The sequence below is a fragment of the Alkalibacterium kapii genome (assembly GCF_007988865.1).
Taxonomy (GTDB): domain Bacteria; phylum Bacillota; class Bacilli; order Lactobacillales; family Carnobacteriaceae_A; genus Alkalibacterium; species Alkalibacterium kapii.
Genome location: NZ_BJUY01000005.1, coordinates 34,577 through 55,160, shown reverse-complemented (window position 1 = coordinate 55,160; position 20,584 = coordinate 34,577). Strand labels below are relative to the sequence as shown.

Genomic DNA, 20,584 nt, shown 5'->3' with positions numbered 1-20,584 from the left:
TCAGTCTTCGTCGTTGATCTCGTTGTCGTCATCTAATTTTTCCGGTGGGAGAAGATCCAGCAGTGGATCGCCTTCTTTGAGGAGATCCTGGACGATCCAGCGTCCCTGAAGGAAACTTAATGTCATTAGCCAAGTTGACAAAAGAGGCAGAGGCTGCGAGAAATGGCTGCTTACAGTACATCGGGTCACGACGTTAGGGCGGCTGCTGAACTCTTTTTGATGGTGCATGAGTGCCAGCCATTCCGTCGCCATCCGCTGCTGGGAATCAGACAAGATCTTAGTCTGCCTGACCAAACGGCTGGCCGTTTTATGCGAAACATTAAGTGTCAGTTCATGTTTGCCGTCGATATTGAAATACGTCGCCTTTTGGTGCGGCGTAATCGCCTGCACATGATGCAGACCGAGCCAGCTGACAGGTTTTCGGCTCGCTCCGTTAAGCGGTGTAAAGCAGAGTGTGCCACAGACGAAGGGACACTGACTGAAGATACCTAGTGACTTGCCCAGCTGCATCGTTGCTTTATAGTTTACACCTATGTAATTCATGTAGCGGGTGATGATGTGAGTCGTGGTCTCTTTTGACTTAAGCACGCTGCCATTGGTCTGAATGACTAGGGTATTATAAGGCGTAGTGGAAACCTTAGGCAGATCGCACACATAAAACGAGTTGTCATCCAGAAGCAAGTACGTTTGCTTAAGCGAAACATCTAAAAAGTCGAGCACACTGTCTTCTATGATTGACAAAACCCTAAAATCAGATCCTTTCTGTTCCGGTATCAGGGCATAAGGTCTTGCTTTTTGATCTTCTGAACATCTGACAAGGGCATCGAAACTGTCTATCATGCTGTCAATATATTCTTTATCATAATCCAATAAACATTCCTCCAGGAAAGTAATTAACCACTTTTGATAGCGATTTCACTATTATTATAATATATATTTATGACTTTGGAACATTATGAGAAAAATAATACTTTAGTTATATCGAACTGTAATATCTACCTGAAATCCGTAAGGATATCTGGACCAAACATCTTTGAAATGCTCCATTTGAAATTTTTCGCCAGGCGAAAAATCACATCATAAGATTATTTTCTTACTCACGAGTAGAAACGTCACAAGTGAGTGCGCTGTTTGGTCTCACTTATAACGATTAAGGCTTATCTTTACAAGTTACACAATTTAACCTGTCCACTAGTCACGTTTCGGAATAAACGTAACAAGTGAAGCACAAACAGTATCTCACTTGTTAGGATCTAGGCTTTAATTCCATCTGGAAGACAGACATGATACACTTTACCTAATAGGACATACGTAACAATTCATAAAGTGGAGGGTAAAGAATGCCAAAAACTCAAAAAGACATTAAACCCGTACGACTAAGGCTGGAACTGATGAGTGACTACTTGTCCAGTGACGAGAAGGTGATGCTGAAACGATACGGCGAGTCATCTTCGGGTGACCGTATCACAAGAGAGGTGCTGATCCCTTCTGACATGACCCTGCATGCGCTGCACTATGCGATGCAGAAACTGTTCGGCTGGCAGAATTCGCACTTAAGGCAGTTCAATTTACCGGAAGATGTCTATCAGGAGCTGACTCAGGGGACAGTTAAAGGCTGGTCAGATCTGGTCGGGGTGCTGTTTCAGCCGCCGTCAGAAGCGGAACATGATTTGTTCTGGGACGATGATTATGAATCCGGTAATTTTAACGCCTGGCTGCGAAGGAAATATACGGGCCCGTATCGATACGGTGGTTACTTTGAACAAGCTGACGTGGCAAGAGCAGATGTAAATGAACTACTAGACCGGTTCGAAGAGCTGGAGATACAGGAACCTTTCTCCGACTATCTAGAGCGCAGACAGACAGATCCGGCAGCTGAACCGAAAGTGTTAGGCAAGAAAGCACTGGTCGATATGACCCTGGACGAAATGAATGAGGCCGTCGTTATGGAAAGCGGGCCAAAAAGCTTGATGGAGAGTCTTCTGATCACAGACGTGTTAGGCTACGTTGACGAAGAGGTGAGTAGTTCCGGCTTGCCCGTGACACAAGCACTGTATTATGAGTATGACTACGGTGACAGCTGGATCGTGAAGGTGACCAAGCTGAAAAGTTGTGATGACCTAGTGGCTGATCATTCCGTCACACAAGAAGAAGTGGACGCTGCTAAGGAAATTGTGCTGACGAAGCATAAGCCGGTCTGTCTTTCAAGAGACGGGGTAGATGTCATGGACGACGTCGGTGGCTTGAGCGGCTTTGCGAACTTCTTAAAAGCGATCAATGAACCCGAAGACAAACAAGAAGCGGCAGACTTCAGACGCTGGGCCAGAAGTATGGACTGGAAACAAAAGAAAGTAGTTCCCCAGAAGGTCTTGTAATAAACAAAAAAGCGTTGAGCTGAAATTTGGCTCGACGCTTTTTTGCTTAGAAACGGCACACGAAAACGAAATAGTGACTGCCACCTGCGAGATGTACCAGCGGGGGCTGTCGTATGGCATTAATCAGTGAGTCCATCGCAATATTCACCTAGATGTATTTTATTATTTATTCCCAATCATAGCTATTCCATATAGTCCAGTAAGAACGCAACATACAGACAGACATAGTCATTTAATATCTTTGGATCGTATCCGGTGTATTGAGTGAGTTTATTTAATTTATACTGAAATGAGTTTTTATGTATATAGAGTTTATCTGCACTTTTATTGATACTTTTGCTCATTTCACCATATACTAAAAGGATTTCTTTCAATTCTTCATATTCTTTTGGCGGGATGAATTGAAGGATTTTTTTTTGTATAAGTGAGATACGGCTTTTGTCTATAGAAGTCAGTATTAATCCCAAATCCAACTCGTTAAAATGAAGATAAGGTTTTTCAGCATACAGTTTGTTCCAATGTAAAGCATTAGCGGCGTAGTCGAATGATTGATTGGCTGTCACCAACGAATCACTGACGGGTCCTATACCGAAATAATAAGGAACATTAAAGTAAGAAGTGATCTTGTCTGATAGGATTTTAAGCCATACATTTAATTGATCAAGTGATGTCTGTTGCACGAAAAGGTATAATTTATGCTCGATGATTATAAATATGACGTCATCTATAGTATGGGTATACCTGGTGATGATTCTATAAATCTCTTCGTATTGATAATTGAAGGTCGTTTTAAACTCACCAATGATACACAGATGAGGCAGTGTATAATCATAATTGAACACATTAGAAGATTCATTATTGGAATTTATCAAATGATGATTGAGTATCCTGTTAATGATATAACGTGAGCGATCATGTTTTTTTATATTAATGTCTTTAATCAAATCTTCTTTAATCAATATTTCGGTCATCTTTTTAATAATTATACCGTTTTTCTCTACTTTGCAGCGTTCACCTGTAATTCCAACGACTCCGATGACTTTATCTTCGAGTTCGATAGGCATATTGATCCCTTGTTTACTACCTTTGAAACTGCTGTCATCGTCTATGATTAGAGGTTTTTTGTTCTTTAATACAGTGTCAGCGCCGGCGTGGAAGTGGCCAATTCTACTTTTATCTGTACTGGCTATTATTATACTTTCACTATTCATAAAATTGATTTCTTGTGATAAGACATTTTTTAGTTGCAATACGATCTTTTGAGCAATAACTGAAGAAATTTCCATAAAGATCCGTCCTTAAGTCATAATAAACACTTTATATAATTATATTTGGTCTCTGTAACAAAAACAAGGTAAATATAATTGGCCTGTACGATATAGAAAGCGCATTCAAAAGTTAGTAGTATTAGAGTATCAAATACATTAGGAGGATACATATGGATATACAAGTATCAGCATTAGGTGCTGTTATAGGATTACTGATTGCAATAGGACTCATTTTCATCAAAACTCCGCCTATTTACGGGTTATTGATAGGAGCATTGGCCGGTGGCATGATCGGTGGAGCTAATCTTGCGGAAACAGTTCAACTAATGATTGGCGGAGCACAAGGTATGATGACCGCTATTTTAAGGATTTTAGCGGCGGGCATTTTGGCAGGTGTATTAATCGAATCCGGTGCTGCCGAGTCGATCGCCCGGACGATCATTGATAAGATAGGTGAAACACGTGCCTTGTTTGCCCTAGCTCTAGCTACTTTATTACTAACTGCAGTTGGGGTATTTGTTGATATTGCTGTTATTACTGTGGCACCGATAGCATTGATCATCGCTAAAAATGCATCGATTAGTAAATCATCTATTTTATTAGCAATGATCGGTGGCGGAAAGGCAGGGAACATCATGTCTCCTAACCCTAACACTATTGCTGTTTCGGAAGCTTTTGGAAGCCCTTTAACATCAGTTATGTTAGCAGGCGTTATTCCTGGGATTTTCGCCTTATTTGTGACTTACTTTGTTGCCAAACGTATATCAACAAAAGGAGTCACAGTCGCAGCTAGTGAATTAGATTCTAATGGTCCAGAAACAAAGGATCTCCCGTCTTTTTTGACAGCGATTTCTGGTCCAATCATAGCTGTTATACTCCTGTCACTAAGACCTGTTGCAGATATTGTAATCGATCCAATGATCGCCTTACCTTTAGGTGGTGTGGCTGGATCTCTTATAATGGGTAAATTCAAAGGCATTATCGATCAAGCTACTTTTGGATTGAGTAAAATGTCATCAGTGGCTATTCTATTGATCGGGACAGGTACCATCGCTGGAATCATTACGAACTCTACCTTAGGAGAGGTTTTGATCGACGGTGTAGCAAGTTTGGGATTACCGGTATACTTACTAGCGCCAATTTCGGGCATTGTTATGTCTGCAGCGACGGCTTCCACAACTTCGGGTTCCATCGTAGCCAGCTCAGTATTCAGTTCGCCATTACTTGAATCAGGTATTAGTGCATTAGGCGGTGCTGCAATGATCCATGCAGGTGCGACGGTGTTAGACCATCTGCCACATGGTAGTTTCTTTCATGCAACCGGCGGAAGTGTCTTAATGAGTTTTAAAGAACGTCTAAAATTGATACCTTATGAATCTCTGATCGGACTGACGATCACGATCGTATCAGTCATCATTTTTGGACTATTTAACCTAGGATGAAATAGAAAAACTGCGTAAAGGAATGAGAATATGAGAATAGTAATTGCACCTGATTCATTTAAAGAAAGTATGACGGCTTTAGAGGCAGCTAAAGCAATTGAAGAAGGTTTCAAACATATTCTGCCAGAGGCAGAATATGTTAAAGTCCCGATGGCAGATGGTGGTGAAGGAACAGTCCAGTCGATCATTGATGCAACTGGAGGGACACTGAAAGAACTGATGGTAACGGGACCTCTTGGAAAACCTGTAAAAGCTTTTTACGGTCTGTCTGGAGACAAGAAAATCGCTGTAATCGAAATGGCAGCTTCTTCCGGTCTGGATAAAGTAGATCCAAAAGACAGAAATCCACTATTAACAACAACATATGGATTTGGTGAATTGATCAAGGACGCCTTAAATGAAGGTGTCGAGGAGATCTTGCTTGGGATCGGGGGAAGTGCCACGAACGACGGTGGTGCAGGGATGATCATGAGTTTAGGTGGTAAACTGCTTGATGCCAATAAAGAACCTATTTCACCGACCGGTCAAGGATTGAAAGATTTATATTCTATTGATATAAGTGGGATACATCCGCGAGTTAGTGAAGTAAGTATTCGTGTGGCTTGCGATGTTGATAATCCACTAACAGGGAAGCAGGGAGCTTCACATATTTACGGACCTCAAAAAGGCGGAACATCAGAACAAATTAATACATTAGATGAAAATCTTTCGCATTTTGCTCAAGTGATAAGAGAATATATGGACAAAGATATCGAACATACCCCTGGAGCAGGAGCTGCAGGTGGTTTAGGCGGCGGAATTTTAGCTTTCTTAAACGGAAAGCTCGAACGTGGTGGAGACTTGCTCGTCGACATGCTGGACCTTGAAGAGAAAATAAAAGGGGCAGACTTAGTAATTACAGGAGAAGGTGGAATCAATCATCAAACGATTTTCGGGAAAACACCGATTGCTGTGTCACAAGTAGCCAAAAAATATGATGTCCCAACGATTGCTTTTGCAGGATGCTTAAATAAAGGTTATGACAACATTTTTGACGAAGGTATACACGCCGCCTTCAGTATTATCCCAGAGTTTTCTTCAATCGAAGAGGCACTTTCAAGCGGTTATGAAAACCTGAAAAACACATCAATGAATTGCGCAAAAGTTTTGAAAATTGGATTGAAATAATGAATAGAAACGACTGATACTGTAAATGGATCAGTCGTTTTTTAGGGAAATAAATTTTTGACTCGATAAAAGGTATAATTAGCAATATCCATTAAAAATTATGCGCTAGAAGAATAGATGCTAGGCTACTGATAAGTCAAATGTCAGTGGTTTTTCTTCCGACTTAAATGATTTTATGTCTCGTGTTTACTGGATCTAAACTCCGCACTTCAAGGCTTATTTCAGACTGGAATACTCCTCCGGCCGCGGGTATGTTTCACTGGTACAAATGTGTATCAGTAGTAGCAAAACCACAAAAAAGCGTTGAGCTGTATTTTCGGCTCAACGCTTTTTGCGTAGAAAAGACAAGCAGTCGTGTGCTTATCTTTTCTTCTTTTTCTTTTTGGCTTGTTTTTTGAGATACTTTAAGCGCATTTTCTTTTGACGCGCAATTCGCTCTTCCGGCGAAAGCGAGGGAGCTGAGGTTTGTTTGCGCTGTTTCTTAGGTTGTGCAGGCTGTGACTTCACTTCAGTTGCTTCGTCTTTTGAAGCTGTTTCTTCGTTAGGTTCACTTGAACCAGCTGGTTTTTCTGACACTGTATCTACTGTCTCAGCTACTGCTTCAAGTGCCCATAGCTGACCGTCAGCGTTAAAAACGAGTCCGTGTTCGATAAGACTTAAAACATTTTCCTGTTCTTTATCAGACAGGTCGTCGCTGATTTCAAGTGGCTGGTCTGCATCAACCACTGTATTTGAATAAAACGCGTTAAGCTCTTCGTCAGATTTCAGAAGTTCTTTCTGAGCTGATGCCATCCACTCGATCAACGCTTCGATGATCTCGGCCTTTTTCCAGCTTTTAGCAATGTCCAAGTCATGACGCTCGATAAAATGAGCCAGCTGCTTCTTTGTGTACTGGTTGAGTGCTGCTTCTAGGGACTGTTTCTCAGGCGCACTCTTGATTTCCATTTCCTTGATTGTATCGATTAACTTATCGTTCATAATTAATTTTCTCCTTTTACCCAGATATAGCTAGTGTACCATAAAACCACTGCATTCTAACAGTTTTTTCACCGATAAACCGTGAGATAGGGGCATTTGCAGGCTGAAAGGAAGGAAATTTTTCGCCCAGCGAAAAATAACAGCATTGAAAAGCTCGTGATCGTGACAAGTGAAGACGATTTTGTGGTCCACTTGTCACGATTAACCGGAAACTTAACAAGTGGGGGAAGAAAAGCACAGTCACTTGTCATGAATAATGATAAACGTTACAAGTGGACGATGATTTTCCTTTCACTTATAAAGTTCTGACTATAAAGAAAAGCTGGCAGGGCCAGCTTTAACATAATGATTTAATCACATAAAGTCATTTCGGCTCAAAAACTCGTCTTTCCAGCCGTCAAATCGGTAGGTCTCGTTTATGTCTTCGGCGATTTCTTTGCCGTTCGGATTCGTTAGATCGAGCTGGCCGGACATCAAATCCCGGCGGGCGCCTTCAAAAGGAGCGTCGTTTTTTGCCTTAGTACAGAGCGGGTACTGGGATTCGGGATCCGGATCTAGTTTCTTTTCTAAAAAGATCTCGTGCTCCCAGTCGTCTCTGAAATCATAAGTGTAAATCACCCGGTCTTTATCCTGCTTGAACCAGTCAGACAGCTTTTCTTTCTCACCAGCCAGATAGCGGGGCAGGTCATAGTCTTCTGGATTAGAAAGCCTTTGTCTAAGCATAAGCAGCAGCGGATCACTTTCTATCATCGGCGTACCTTCCTCAGGACCGATCCGCGTACCGTTCAACCTTTTACCGCCTGACTTTCTTAGATCAAACTCATACAAGGAGTATCCCATCCAGTCGAACGCCGCCATGAGTATGTAATGAAACTCTAGAAAGCTCGTCTCACCTTCCACCTGAAGCCTCCGCCACACCGGCATCTCCACGTCTTTTAATGTCACCTTGAATTGATAGATCATCTAAGCACCTTCTTTGATTTTTGTAGTTTTATGATACCAGAAGGTGCGGCGGATTCGCAGTTTTTGTAGTTTGAAACAGTCGAATCGTTACAAGTGAAAGCTAAGTTTGAACTCACTTGTAATGATTAGCCGAAAACTTAACAAGTGAGCTTATTAAAATAGGTCTACTTGTCAAGATCAAGCCGAAACGTGACAAGTGACGTCATATTTTTCGTTCACTTGTCACATTTAAAGCTTAAAAGAGGACATTTTTCGCTCGGCGAAAAATAACAACTTGATCACGCGTCAGTATAGTAGCTGCCTCGGCCACGGTTATGTGTTCGGTAGTGAGTCTCCAGCACTTTCCGTATCCGGGACTTCTTCCAGTCATTCCCGCACCAGGTATGCGCGACGTCTTTAGCAAGTGGTGTCTCTGGGAAAAGCAGTTTGAATTCTTCAATGCTGCGGTGGATCGCTTGCGCTGCCGGTTCTTTTTGTCTGCAGACATTGCAGTAAATATTCTGACGGCTTTTGTTATAAGAAAAAGAGTCACAGTTAAAGCAGCGAATCCCTTATCTCAGCTGATCGAAAGAGTAAGCAGGCAAGTTAGTCGGGCGATACATTGAGTTATGCCGAGCAATGAGCTGTTTGGCAAGAGCTAAGTTCTTATTAGACTGTTTCGGCAAGGTATCAGCCAGGTCTTTGAAGTAACCGGCAAGCTGTCCGGCAAATAGAATAGTGTCTTTCTTGGATAAATCGTAAATATAACATTCAGGGTTGATGAAAACGACGTGCACTTCGATATCTATCGAATAGCCCAGCTGTATCAGCAAGTTATAGAGATATGAACGTTTACGCTCAGCTTGAGCGACGGGGTCTTGGATCGCGTGTCCCGAGGTTGAATAAAGCCCATTGTCCTTGTATACGAATGTCCCGCTGAAGTTCTTTACTTCGTATAGATAAATCTTTTCATCAGTAATTACCAGTGAATCGATTTGATAGAAAGTGTCTCGCGTAATGAGTAGCAGGTCATTAATGAAAAGGGCATCAATGCCAGACTCGTTGAGTATATGGTCAAACATCTTCTCACCCTCAAACCCTTTGATCTGATTTGCGTACTGTACTAGCTCTCCACCGGACAACGTCATCCGGTTATTTAAAGCTTCAAGAATGCGGTGGCTGATCGACTTCGAACGTTCTTTAAGTATCATGTGTGCCTCCTTTAAGCATTTTTACTATACATACTATATAATCGCAAACGATTTAAAAACTCACGAAAATAAATAAGGAAATTTTTCGCTCGGCGAAAAATAACAACATATAAAGCTTTTCTTGTTACAAGTGACGAGAATAAGTGGAGTCACTTGTAACGATTGAGCAGAAACGTAACAAGTGGGAATGAAAAATCGGTTCACTTATAACGATTACCAAGAATCTTTACGAGTGACCAGAATTAATGCACTCACTTGTAAAGATTCTCAAAAATTACATTAGAATTCGCTGAAATATGTGCTTTCCAGCTGACGTTATGAGCAGATCCAAAACCAAATAACAAGATTAAGTCCTTTTCGTCCATAAATCCATCTTTTTCGTCACTTTGAATGAGAAAGCCTTCCAGCGTAAATTAAGGGTGTACACAGGAAATGTACGACTACATTTAGAAGATCTTCTGGAATAGGAAAACCGATGAAAACGCAGGAGAAGATTAGGATATTGACGGAAGAGATGGCGGCTGACTTTTTCTTTGTGCACGATGCCATCGTCTACGGGGCACTGAAGAAATGCCAGATCCCTTATAATCATCCGGACTACGAGGATTATGTCCAGATCGGACGGATGAAACTGGTGGAGGCTTATGAATGTTTCCCGAAAGACTTGACGGAAGAAGAGGCTTTTTATCAGTTCACGGGCTATGCCTTTCAGAAAGTGAAGTGGGGCGTTTTGGATGAGATCCGAGTCAGGGTCCGCCGGGCAGAGCAGGAAGTTTTTATGCCGGAAGACTTTGAACCGCTGGTCGTAGATGAGCGCTCTTTGGTGGATGCGGAGATAGTGATGCAGGACATGTATCAGTCGATGCTTGCGTGTCTCACAGAGGGGGAACAGACGTATTTGAACGATGCTGTGATCTTACAGCTGTCGGTGAAAGATATCGCAAAGAAGCGAGGCGTTAGCCGGAAAACCGTCTATGCCTGGCGACAACGGGTGGCTGAGAAGCTAGCGGAGTACAAGTCAGTACTAAAAAATTAAACGGAGAAAAGAGGAAACGACATGAGTAAATCAATTATATTAGACGCCGGACACGGCGGGAACGACCCGGGAGCGAGCGGCTTTGGGATCCTGGAAAAAGACTGGAATTTAAAGATGACCTTGTATCAGTACAAGCGCTTGAAAGAACTAAGGGCTGATGTCCACTTGACAAGAGACAAAGACGTGACGCTGGAACATGTGCAGCGGGTAGCTCGAGTCAAGAATCAGTACCATGTTTGTGTGTCCAATCACTGGAACGCCTTTAACGGACAGGCGCGGGGGGGCGAAGTGATCCACTCTGTCCATGCCAAGCCGGCCTTTGCGGAGGATCTGGCTGAACGTCTTTTGGGAGCGACACAACTTCCGTTACGTCGGGTGTTCTCACGGACCATGAAGCCGGGGGTGGATTACTACTATATGCATCGACTGACTGGCAAGACCGAGACCGTGATCATCGAGTACGGCTTTATCGATAATGTGACGGACCATAAGGCGTTTCTAAATGACGAGTTGTTCTACGCTGCCGCAGAAGCAGTGATCGAAGGGATATGCAATAAAATCGGGATCGGTTATCAGCGTCAGGAGAGAGAAGGTTCTAGTAAGGTAGAGACTGAAACACCGGTTAAGGCAGTCAAGTCTGAAAATTACAGTGGGAAGCGACTGGTGAGCCACCACGACGGTAAGCTACGCTTTTACACTAAGCCCAGCTGGGAGGACAAAGACGTGTTCGGCTACATCACCAAAGATCAGGGCTTCCCGACTGTCCTGGAAAAGGTGACTATCGGACGAGGATCACAATATAAAGTGAAGAACTCGAAAGGTAAGGTATTCTATATCACTGCCAGTCCAGTGTATGTGAGTGTGAAATAACGTGTTTAGTTAATTAGTAGAAAGAGTCTGCCTAAGAGTCATGACGGCAGATTCTTTTTTTGCAGAAATAAGGGTACTATAATTTAAAAATAGGTGCTGACATTAATCCCATTCCTTATTTAAACTGACTAAGTATCTTAGAAACTTATCACGACGGGTAAGTTAATTAGAATCCCTTTGAAAAAAATGATATAGTAAGCTGCAATAGATACAGTAGATAACGAGACATTAAATCAACTCTATTCAAATCTCACATAAGGAGCGTTTGTATTGTATGGAAATGGATAAATTTAAAAATGGTAACAAGTATGTAGACATCGTGCAGTCAGTCACCGCTGAGGAATTGACGAATGCTGAAGGGATCAATGAGGCCTATACAAATTTTAAATGTATGAAATTCATACCTGCCAGCGGAGCAGCGACGCGGATGTTCAAAGACTTATATACATATCTAGAAAACAGAGAAGAGACGCCTTTCGTCCGTCGATTTTTCGATGATCTTCACCATTTTGCCTTTTACAAGGATTTAGTCGAAGAAGGAAACAAGGTGGATGCCGGCGAACTTGATCAGGCAGACAAAGTGGAAATCATTGATCGTCTATTAACCAGTAAGCTGAAGTACGGGAACTTTCCAAAAGCACTGATCAAAATGCATGCCTATGAAGACACAACGGCAACGCCTATCGATGAGCATATCTTTGAAGGTGAGCAGTACCTTGATCCTGACGCTGTCGATCTGCATTTTACGATCGCTCCGGAGCATGAAGAACTATTCAACGACTATATCAGCGGACTCGTCGCGGACAAACCGCACGTAACTATTTCGTATTCTTTTCAAAAAGAGGAAACGAAGACCCCGGCAGCCGATATGGAAAATGAGCCGTTTTTACTTGAGGATGGGGAAGTGCTGTATCGTCCCGGTGGGCACGGCTCCTTGCTTGAAAACTTGAATGATCTGGACGCGGACATACTGTTCATTAAGAATGTAGATAATGTGTGTCACAGAAGCCAGGTAGAAGAGACGATCCAATCGAAGAAGGAATTGGCCTCTGTCGGACTAAAAGTCAAGACACAGATTGATGCGTATATAAAAGACTTAAAAGCAGACGACTTTGATTTGGATGAAATTGAAGCTGTCCTAAAGGATACGCTGAATATCTCACTCAAAAAAGAACTCACCAAAGAGTGGGCCCTGCATTTCCTGGACAGACCTCTGCGCGTGTGCGGGATGGTCAAAAACAGCGGGGAACCCGGCGGCGGACCGTTCGTGGTCGATAATGGCGATTATCTTGACCTGCAGATCTGTGAGAAGTCTGAAATCGACTTAAACGATCCACATAAGCTTGAGATTCTCAATTCGTCTCAGTTTTTTAATCCGGTAGACTTGGTGTGCTTTGTGAAAGATTATAAAGGACAGAAGTTCGACCTGATGGATTACCGAAAGGAAGACCGGTACTTTATCACCGAAAAATCCTATAAAGGGAGACCCTTAAAGGCGCTGGAACATCCAGGCCTGTGGAACGGATCGATGCATCACTGGAACACATTGTTTGTGGAAGTGCCTGAGTCGACCTTCAACCCAGTGAAAAATGTCAATGATCTATTAAGAGAAGGACATCGAGAAGCAACCATGTCAGTCTAACTAATCAATTCTTATTACAAAAAAGGTGTTCCTGGCATAGAAATCAGGGACACCTGTTAAATAAACTCATTGATTTTATAAAAGACCTTCAAGGACAGATTTTTTCTGTTCTCGAAGGTTTTTTTATCGTTTATTCAGCTGTTTTGAAACCATCACTGAAATAATGACTAAAATTCATGAAATAGTTCTTCAATAGAGGATCTTGCTTATTAGCTAAGTCTGAAGCGAAGGCTAGCATCCTTGAAATGTCCTCTGGAGTATCTTTGCATAAGAGAACATATGATGTGGCATGCTCACCTGTTGGAATGGTCACGGCTGCAGCACCTGCCATGTTGGCCACTCGGATAAGTCCTTTGTTTCCTTTATGCTGATGTTCTTTCGCCTGGGGCCCCATATGCCCGAGGACAGTATCGCCTAAACCCTGAAAGTCCACAGGCCCTTCTTTAGAGATGATGCAGTCGTGTTTACCCAAGTTCTCTTCAAGATATGGAATGAGTAGTTCTCTTGATTCATTTAAATCTACTTTGTCAGTAGTGCTGATGCTATCTGTTAGGTGCTCATTTTTCTCTAATGCTCCATTGATTTCCAGAAGATCAAAATGGTTATTCTGATTGTTTTGAGTAGGTACAGGTATAACCACTTCTATTGCTCTTATCAATGCGTCAAATTCACGAGTGATAAAACCGATCGAGGGCGTGAAGGCATGTGCATCGGTCGAATATTTCCTGAACTTGCTTGTGTGTTCTTTACAGATGGAAGGAGAGATGAAGCCGAATAAGTTAAGAGACATTGCCGGAGCCAGAACGGATCCGCCGCCATCCGTTCCGATGCCAAGGTCATTGATACCTGTCAGGACATTGATGGCTGTGCCGCTGGACGAGCCGGTCATAGGCCGTCCTGTGATCGGATTTCTCAGACGTGTATCTATGGCTCTACCACCTAGACTGAAAGCATCCACTGTGTGTAAGCCATAATGCTTTGTGGATTCAAATGTTGTTACTAAAGAATTTGGGATTTCCGGTCGGTCCTTTACACCGATATATGAGAAATGGTCATTTTTCACTTTGTCGATGATCTGAGGGTAGACCTTTACCACAGTCTGGTAAGGATCCTGCAAGGCAAGAAAAGTCTTCTTCGCTAGATGACGCATAATGTCTACGTTCACGTAAATTCATCCTTTTCGATTTATTTACTTAAGTTTAAATTAAACCTTGCAAAAAAGAAATAGGCGTACTATACTATGAGCAAGAAAGCGTTTCAATTTATTAAATCGTGTAAATTTGAGAGGAGGATAAATCGTCACTCTTTAGCTGGTTTTATAGTAAGACAGTAAGAAAGCCCATCTATTATCTCGACAGGTTGATAGATGATATTTTTAACTATAAATTTACAAAAAAATGTAAATTGAAATAAATCAAAAGGAGAATCACTATGATTAAAATTGTAGTCGGCGGACAGATCGATAAAAAAGAAGTTGCCAAAATGGTCGAAGAACACGCGGGTGATAAAGCAGAAGTGGTCGTAAAGAGCGACTTGGATGCAGCCATGTCACTGAAAAACAATGAAGCAGATTATTACCTGGGTGCCTGCAACACAGGCGGCGGTGGTGCACTAGCAATGGCGATTGCCATGATCGGCAGAAAGAATACCTCAACTGTTTCTATGCCGGGAAATATCATGTCAGATGAGAAAATTGCGGAAGAGGTCCAGGCAGGCAAGCGTGCCTTTGGTTTTACAGCTCAGCATAAAGACAAAGTCATTCCAGTTATTATCAGAGAAATCCTCAAAAAAGAAGAATAAAGGAGACTAAAAAATGGATGTATTACAGTTAGTTGTGATTGGTGCACTGGGTGCGATGGCTACCATCTTAACAAATAGAGGGATTGCCATTTTTAATGATGGTTTGAGACCCATCATGCCAGAATATTTTGATGATCATGCCATCAGCAGACAGGAACTTGCCGCGACCAGTTTCGCCGTCAGTTTTGGTCTGGTTATCGGCTTTGGTATTCCGGTATCCATCGGTGCAAGTATTTTACTTATTCATAGTGTCCTCTTGATGACAGACATCATCGGTACCTGGACACCCAACACTAAAATGGGGTTGGTCCTAGCCGGCGTCTTGGGTGCTGCATGGGGGATCGGGTTAACATTAGGTTTGCAATTCATCGTTGATTTATTTGCACTATTGCCTGTTAACTTCCTAGATGCATTGGGCGCTGTTGGGAATCCGATCGTCGTGGCATTCTCACTCTTCCCAGGTATTGCTGTTGCTTATCAGCACGGTTTCAATAAAGGTGCTTTAACAGCCGGAGTCGGTGCTTTCGTCCTGGTCCTCGTCAGACAGTTTGGTACATTCAACTTGCCGGGCGGACAAGCCGTGACGATCAGTGCTGAAGGAATGACGTTACTTACAGGTATGCTCTTCATGCTTTACTTCGCTGTTCGAGTCAAAGGCGAATCGACCGAGAACCAGAACTTAGTCAATATTTTTGCTGAACGTGTCAAGAAGATCAGAAAAAATATGATTTTACTGTCACTGACAGGCGGACTAGTCGCTGCCGCAACCAGCTTGACGCTGATTGCTGGTGACCCGATTTCATTGAGCTTGATGGATAGTGGACAATTCGGCGAAGCGGCACTAGCTGCCTTTGCCCGAGGGATTGGCTTTATTCCACTCGTCTTTTCAACGGCGATCGTTACAGGTGTATACAGTCCGGCTGGAGCGACTTTCGTCTTTACCGTTGGTATACTACTTCAAGGCAATCCGATCTTTGCCTTTATTTTAGGGGCTTTAGTCATGCTGATAGAGATTTCACTATTAAGTGGGGCAGCCAAAGGGCTTGACCGTTTCCCAGGTGTGAGAGAAATGGGTGAACACATCCGTTCAGCAATGAACCGTGTGCTGGAAGTGGCACTACTGATCGGCGGGGCTTTAGCCAGTGAACAGATCGCACCAGGTATCGGCTTCTTCTGGGTGATCGGTGTTTATCTGCTCAACCGTACAGCTAAAAAACCATTGGTCGATATGGCTGTCGGGCCAGTAGCCGCTATCGTCCTGGGAATAATCGTGAATATTCTATTCCTGTTGAACCTATGGACACCAGCTGCATAAAATAATTTAAGAGGCTAGGTTTAAAACCGGCCTCTTTACTATTACTTGAAACATAAAAAGGGGAATCATTATGTTAGTAGACGGTTATACCTATGCACATGAACACACGACGATCGATCTGTCGTCGCTGAAAAAAACAGAAGATACAAATTTGAATCTCTTCGACGAAACAGTGGAAGAGTATAAAAAGCTCTACGACAAAGGGGTACGCAATGTCATCGATGTGACCGTCAGAGGCATGAAGCGTAACCCGGATTATGTCAGGCAAGTCGCCGAAGCCAGTGGCATGAATATCCTGCAGTCCACCGGCTGGTATCAGGACAAGTTTCTACCCGATTATATCGAAACGAAATCGGTGAGCGAACTCGCTGACATGATGATCAAAGACATCAAAGAAGGGCTGGACGGTACGGAAGTCAAAGCTTCTTTGATCGGTGAGATCGGGACGAGTAAGAACGAAATGACCGGCCGTGAACGGAAAGTCTTCGAAGCCGCTGTCTTAGCGCACAAGGAGACGGGCGTGCCCATCACGACACATACCACTTTAGGCACATTCGGAAAAGAGCAGGTCGCCTTTTTCAAATCAAAAGATATGGATCTCAGCCGGGTGGTCATCGGGCATGTTGATTTGACCGGAGACGTCGATTATGTGCTGGACCTGTTAAAAGAAGGGGTCTTTGTTGAATTTGACACCGTCGGCAAGGAGAACTACATGCCTGACATGACCCGCGTGGAGATGCTGAAGCGCATCGAAAAAGAAGGCTACACTGACAAGGTGTTCCTCTCCATGGATATCACCCGCCGGTCCCATCTTGAAGCCAAGGGCGGCATGGGCTATGCCTATCTGCTTGACAGCTTTGTGCCACTGATGAAAGAGAACGGCATATCCGACCGGTTTATTGAAAAGATGCTCAAAGAGAATCCGAACACATTTTACAGCTAGAGGAGGGATACGATGCAGACATTTCCACTAGAAAGCATCAGTATAGAAGAAGCAACACACAAGCAATTCAGATTCGTTGACTGTATGACCAAAGTCTTTCCGGGAAACGCTATGCTTACCAGAGGTGACTTAGGCGTCGTGCCTGGATTGAATAAACCGGAGACGACAAGAAAAGTCGAACAGGTCATCGCTGATTTCTTTGAGGCAGAAGACGCTATGCTAGTCAGAGGTTCGGGAACGATGGCTATCCGCTACGCCTTGTATAAGACAGTCAAACCAGGCGGGACCCTGCTTGTACACGATGCACCGATCTATCCGACCACGAACGTGTCGCTTGATATGTTCGGCATCACAGTCGTCAAGGCGGACTTCAACGATTTAAACCAGTTGAGCGAAGTCTTGGAAAACAAAGAGATCGATGGCGCGCTGGTTCAGCTGACGCGTCAGAAGCCGGATGACCGCTATGATTCAGGAAAAGTTATTGGATCGATGAGAGAGCTGAGACCAGACTTACCCATCGTGACAGATGACAACTATGCGGTCATGAAGATCCCAAAAATCGGCGTGGAAATGGGTGCGACCTTATCTTGTTTTTCCACATTCAAACTACTCGGTCCTGAAGGTATTGGCTGTATCGTCGGAGACAAAGACATAATCGCCCAGCTGAAAAAGGATAATTATTCAGGCGGCTTGCAAGTCCAGGGGCACGAAGCGATGGATGTACTGAAAGGTTTGACCTATGCGCCGGTATCCTTGGCGATTTCTGCTGAAACGACGCAGCGGGTTTATGAAGACCTTAATAATCAGGCCGTAGAAGGCGTGAAGCAGGCAACAATCGCTAACGCTCAGTCGAAAGTGCTGCTGATAGAACTGGATAAGCCGATTGCTAAGAATGTGTTAAAGGCAGCGGAAAAACTGGGGGCTGCCCCGCATCCGGTCGGTGCCGAATCCAAATATGAGATCGTCCCGATGTTTTACCGGGTATCGGCTACCTTTTTAGAATCAGATCCGACTTTAGAAAAACGCATGATCCGGGTCAATCCGATGCGTTCAGGACCGGAAACAGTAATCAGAATACTCAGTGAAGCGATTCAAAGCGTCAAGAAAACAGATGGAGACGATCGCTCATGAGTGAATCATTTTTCAAGAAAAAGGGCATTGCGATCGAAAATATTGCATCAGAGATCTATTTACTGAACGTCAATGACCGTCTGCCCATCATGAATGAGCTCGAGCAGAAATATGACCTGTCTCGCGGGACCGTTCAGAATGCACTGGCTTTTTTAAAAAAAGAAGAAGCCATTAAAACGAAGAGCCGTGGGCACCTAGGGACCTTCCTCGAGGAGATCGACTACAAAAAACTGCAGAACTTTGCCAACGCCGATCGCTTGGTCGGGACCATGCCACTGCCTTACTCCAAGCTCTATGAAGGCTTGGCGACCGGGCTTTATACCCTGTTTAACGACCAGCAGATCAAACTGAACCTGGCCTTTTTGAGGGGAGCGAAAGAACGCATCGAAGCCTCAGAAAGCGGAACCTATGACTTTGCCGTCGTTTCACGCTTTGCGGCAGAAGAAGAAATCAATAATGGTAAAGAAATCGCTATCGCATTAGCCTTTGGACCGAATACTTACCTGTCCAAACATATCCTGATTTTTTCAGACAAAGACAAAACGGAAATCGAGGACGGTATGAAGATCGGTATCGATGAAGACTCGCTTGACCATTATCATCTGACGAAAGACCTGACAGAGGGTAAAAAAGTCACACTTGTCAATTATCCAGCCAACCAGCTGATCCATGCTATCCGGGAAAAAGAGATCGATGCCGGTGTCTGGAACTATGATGAAATTATTGAAAAAGGGTATACCGATCTAAACTATGTGGATATACCAGTGAAAGACTATCATGCAAGTATCAGCGAGGCGGTCATCGTCTGCTCAAAAGAACGACTGATGATCCAGTCCTTATTCAAAAAGAACATCTCGATCGAGCAGATGCATGACATCCAGCACAAAGTGAAGACGGGACAGCTGGTCCCACGATTTTAGAAAAAGGGGAACGACTATGATACAGGAAAAACTAGATCTATTAAAAGAAAATAAGGTGATCGATCAGGTTGCTTATGACTACTCACAGGAAGCTCTGGCTTATCTGAAAAAGAAAAAGATCATTGAGGAAGATGATGACGCAGATGTATTGATCACGCACTTGGCTATGGCGACCGCGCGTCAAAGCACCGATGAGAAAATCGAAGGTGTGGATGATGCGATCTTGGCCGAAATCCAGTCGGACAGTCATTACGGTCAGGCTAAAGAATTATGGGATGAACTCAAGGCATTCGCCCCAGCAGAATTTGAAACCAACGAAGAAGGCTATTTCCATCTTCACTTAGTGACGTTGTTACAAGAAAAGCAGTAGAGGAGACGATAACATGTTCTTGGAGATGGTAAAGAAGCGCAATCCGGAATTGATCGATTATGCTGTTTCTCTTCACCAGCAAGGCATCATATTACCTGATACGTATGTCATCGATCTGGATAAAATAAAAGAAAATGCGACAAAAATGGCTGCGAAAGCGAAGAGTCTTGACATCGAGCTATACTTTATGACGAAACAGATCGGCCGCAACCCAAAAATAGCGGAAACACTTATTGAAGCAGGTATAAAAAAAGCCGTCGTGGTCGATTATAGGGAAGCCGAAGTCATGATGAAACACAACATCCCCATCGGCAACGTTGGACATCTTGTCCAGCTTCCGACTCACTTTATCAAGAAAGTGATGGCCTATGGCGTGGATTACATCACCGTCTATTCAGTAGAGAAACTGAGACAGATCAATGCCGTCGCAGAAGAACTGAATATGAAACAAAAAATCATGCTTCGTGTGATCGATGAAGGGGATGCGTTGTATCCGGGACAGTACGGCGGATTTCAGCTAGATGAATTGAACGAAATAATGGATGTGCTTAAGTCTTTTGCGCATTGCGACATTACAGGTTTGACCTCTTTCCCGTGTATCTTATATGACAAAGAACTGAAAGACTTCAAGTTGACACAGAATGTAAAGACACTCAAAAAAGCAAAACAACGCATGCAGGCATCTGGATTTGACATCCAAGAGATGAATGTCCCATCTGCCACGTCTATTAAAACCTTGCCTCTATTCAAAGAAATGGAAGGTACCCAGGGCGAGCCGGGACATGCCCTGTCTGGCACATCACCCATGCACGCGGAAGTAGAACTGGAAGAAAAACCAGCCTATGTTTATGTCAGCGAGATCTCACACAATAGTCAAGACAGTGCATTTGTATACGGTGGCGGCTACTATGCACGAGGCAATCTTGAAAATGTATTGATCGATGACGAGGGCAAACGAACGGAAAGCAGTGTCGAACCTTTCCCGAGCGACAATATCGATTATTACCTAGAAATTGATGGGAAGCAGACGATCGGTGCCACGGCTATTATGGCCGCGCGTACGCAGATTTTTGTTACCCGAAGTCGGGTCGCTCTTGTTAAAGGATTGAATGACAATAAACCGGAACTTGTAGGTATCTATACCAGTCAAGGCAGCGAGGAGGAAAGGATTTAA

19 protein-coding genes are annotated in these 20,584 nt (G+C 43.5%); 13 read left to right on the top strand and 6 right to left on the bottom strand.

From position 1 onward, the window contains the following. Positions 1–870 carry a competence protein ComK gene (locus AKA01nite_RS03165; protein WP_146923739.1) on the bottom strand — a complete coding sequence of 290 codons (870 nt, stop codon included), beginning with the start codon at positions 868–870 and terminating at the stop codon, positions 1–3. A 470-nt stretch (positions 871–1,340) separates the two neighbouring features. Here AKA01nite_RS03165 and AKA01nite_RS03160 point away from each other — a divergent pair, with 470 nt between their 5' ends. Continuing rightward, positions 1,341–2,375, top strand: a complete 1,035-nt coding sequence (locus AKA01nite_RS03160) for an IS1096 element passenger TnpR family protein (RefSeq protein WP_146923737.1) — start codon at positions 1,341–1,343, stop codon at positions 2,373–2,375. 182 nt (positions 2,376–2,557) lie between these two features. Here AKA01nite_RS03160 and AKA01nite_RS03155 read toward each other — a convergent pair whose 3' ends face one another. After that, on the bottom strand, positions 2,558–3,661 hold the full coding sequence (locus AKA01nite_RS03155) for a CdaR family transcriptional regulator (RefSeq protein ID WP_146923735.1): 1,104 nt from the start codon (positions 3,659–3,661) through the stop codon (positions 2,558–2,560). A 152-nt stretch (positions 3,662–3,813) separates the two neighbouring features. On the opposite strand from AKA01nite_RS03155, the gene AKA01nite_RS03150 reads away from it, so the two are divergent. After that, a complete protein-coding gene (locus AKA01nite_RS03150) occupies positions 3,814–5,085 on the top strand; it encodes a GntP family permease (protein WP_146923733.1) in 1,272 nt (423 codons plus the stop codon). Between the two features lie 30 nt (positions 5,086–5,115). Next, complete coding sequence (locus AKA01nite_RS03145; protein ID WP_146923731.1) at positions 5,116–6,252, top strand: glycerate kinase; 1,137 nt, start codon at positions 5,116–5,118, stop codon at positions 6,250–6,252. Positions 6,253–6,612: 360 nt separating this feature from the next. Here the strand turns inward: AKA01nite_RS03145 and AKA01nite_RS03140 are convergent, their stop codons facing one another. The 3 genes from AKA01nite_RS03140 to AKA01nite_RS03130 all read right to left on the bottom strand — a co-directional run bounded on the left by AKA01nite_RS03140 (position 6,613) and on the right by AKA01nite_RS03130 (position 9,383). After that, on the bottom strand, positions 6,613–7,230 hold the full coding sequence (locus AKA01nite_RS03140; protein ID WP_146923728.1) for a hypothetical protein: 618 nt from the start codon (positions 7,228–7,230) through the stop codon (positions 6,613–6,615). A gap of 354 nt (positions 7,231–7,584) precedes the next feature. Further along, positions 7,585–8,193: a plasmid pRiA4b ORF-3 family protein gene (locus AKA01nite_RS03135; RefSeq protein WP_146923726.1), complete on the bottom strand. Its 609-nt coding sequence runs from the start codon at positions 8,191–8,193 to the stop codon at positions 7,585–7,587. 551 nt (positions 8,194–8,744) lie between these two features. Next, positions 8,745–9,383: a nuclease-related domain-containing protein gene (locus tag AKA01nite_RS03130; RefSeq protein ID WP_146923724.1), complete on the bottom strand. Its 639-nt coding sequence runs from the start codon at positions 9,381–9,383 to the stop codon at positions 8,745–8,747. Between the two features lie 502 nt (positions 9,384–9,885). Between AKA01nite_RS03130 and AKA01nite_RS03125 the strand changes: the two genes are divergently transcribed. The 3 genes from AKA01nite_RS03125 to AKA01nite_RS03115 all read left to right on the top strand — a co-directional run bounded on the left by AKA01nite_RS03125 (position 9,886) and on the right by AKA01nite_RS03115 (position 12,931). Then, a complete protein-coding gene (locus tag AKA01nite_RS03125) occupies positions 9,886–10,419 on the top strand; it encodes a sigma-70 family RNA polymerase sigma factor (RefSeq protein WP_246116975.1) in 534 nt (177 codons plus the stop codon). 21 nt (positions 10,420–10,440) lie between these two features. Continuing rightward, positions 10,441–11,289, top strand: coding sequence for an N-acetylmuramoyl-L-alanine amidase family protein (locus AKA01nite_RS09420; protein ID WP_146923720.1), 849 nt, complete (start codon positions 10,441–10,443; stop codon positions 11,287–11,289). A gap of 274 nt (positions 11,290–11,563) precedes the next feature. Then, positions 11,564–12,931, top strand: a complete 1,368-nt coding sequence (locus tag AKA01nite_RS03115; RefSeq protein ID WP_146923718.1) for a DUF4301 family protein — start codon at positions 11,564–11,566, stop codon at positions 12,929–12,931. A gap of 130 nt (positions 12,932–13,061) precedes the next feature. Here AKA01nite_RS03115 and AKA01nite_RS03110 read toward each other — a convergent pair whose 3' ends face one another. Continuing rightward, positions 13,062–14,096: an amidase family protein gene (locus AKA01nite_RS03110; protein WP_146923716.1), complete on the bottom strand. Its 1,035-nt coding sequence runs from the start codon at positions 14,094–14,096 to the stop codon at positions 13,062–13,064. Positions 14,097–14,362: 266 nt separating this feature from the next. Between AKA01nite_RS03110 and AKA01nite_RS03105 the strand changes: the two genes are divergently transcribed. The 7 genes from AKA01nite_RS03105 to AKA01nite_RS03075 all read left to right on the top strand — a co-directional run bounded on the left by AKA01nite_RS03105 (position 14,363) and on the right by AKA01nite_RS03075 (position 20,584). Beyond that, complete coding sequence (locus AKA01nite_RS03105; RefSeq protein WP_091488664.1) at positions 14,363–14,731, top strand: DUF2620 domain-containing protein; 369 nt, start codon at positions 14,363–14,365, stop codon at positions 14,729–14,731. A gap of 13 nt (positions 14,732–14,744) precedes the next feature. Next, positions 14,745–16,046: a YhfT family protein gene (locus AKA01nite_RS03100; protein WP_146923714.1), complete on the top strand. Its 1,302-nt coding sequence runs from the start codon at positions 14,745–14,747 to the stop codon at positions 16,044–16,046. Positions 16,047–16,116: 70 nt separating this feature from the next. Then, positions 16,117–16,989: a phosphotriesterase family protein gene (locus AKA01nite_RS03095; protein ID WP_146923711.1), complete on the top strand. Its 873-nt coding sequence runs from the start codon at positions 16,117–16,119 to the stop codon at positions 16,987–16,989. A 12-nt stretch (positions 16,990–17,001) separates the two neighbouring features. Then, entirely contained in the window at positions 17,002–18,120 is a 1,119-nt protein-coding gene (locus AKA01nite_RS03090; RefSeq protein WP_146923709.1) for an aminotransferase class V-fold PLP-dependent enzyme, read from the top strand. Then, entirely contained in the window at positions 18,117–19,040 is a 924-nt protein-coding gene (gene yhfZ / locus AKA01nite_RS03085; protein WP_146923707.1) for a GntR family transcriptional regulator YhfZ, read from the top strand. The genes AKA01nite_RS03090 and yhfZ overlap by 4 nt, the downstream gene beginning before the upstream one ends. 16 nt (positions 19,041–19,056) lie before the next feature. Beyond that, positions 19,057–19,410 carry a hypothetical protein gene (locus AKA01nite_RS03080; RefSeq protein WP_146923705.1) on the top strand — a complete coding sequence of 118 codons (354 nt, stop codon included), beginning with the start codon at positions 19,057–19,059 and terminating at the stop codon, positions 19,408–19,410. Positions 19,411–19,423: 13 nt separating this feature from the next. Further along, positions 19,424–20,584, top strand: coding sequence for a YhfX family PLP-dependent enzyme (locus AKA01nite_RS03075; RefSeq protein WP_146923703.1), 1,161 nt, complete (start codon positions 19,424–19,426; stop codon positions 20,582–20,584).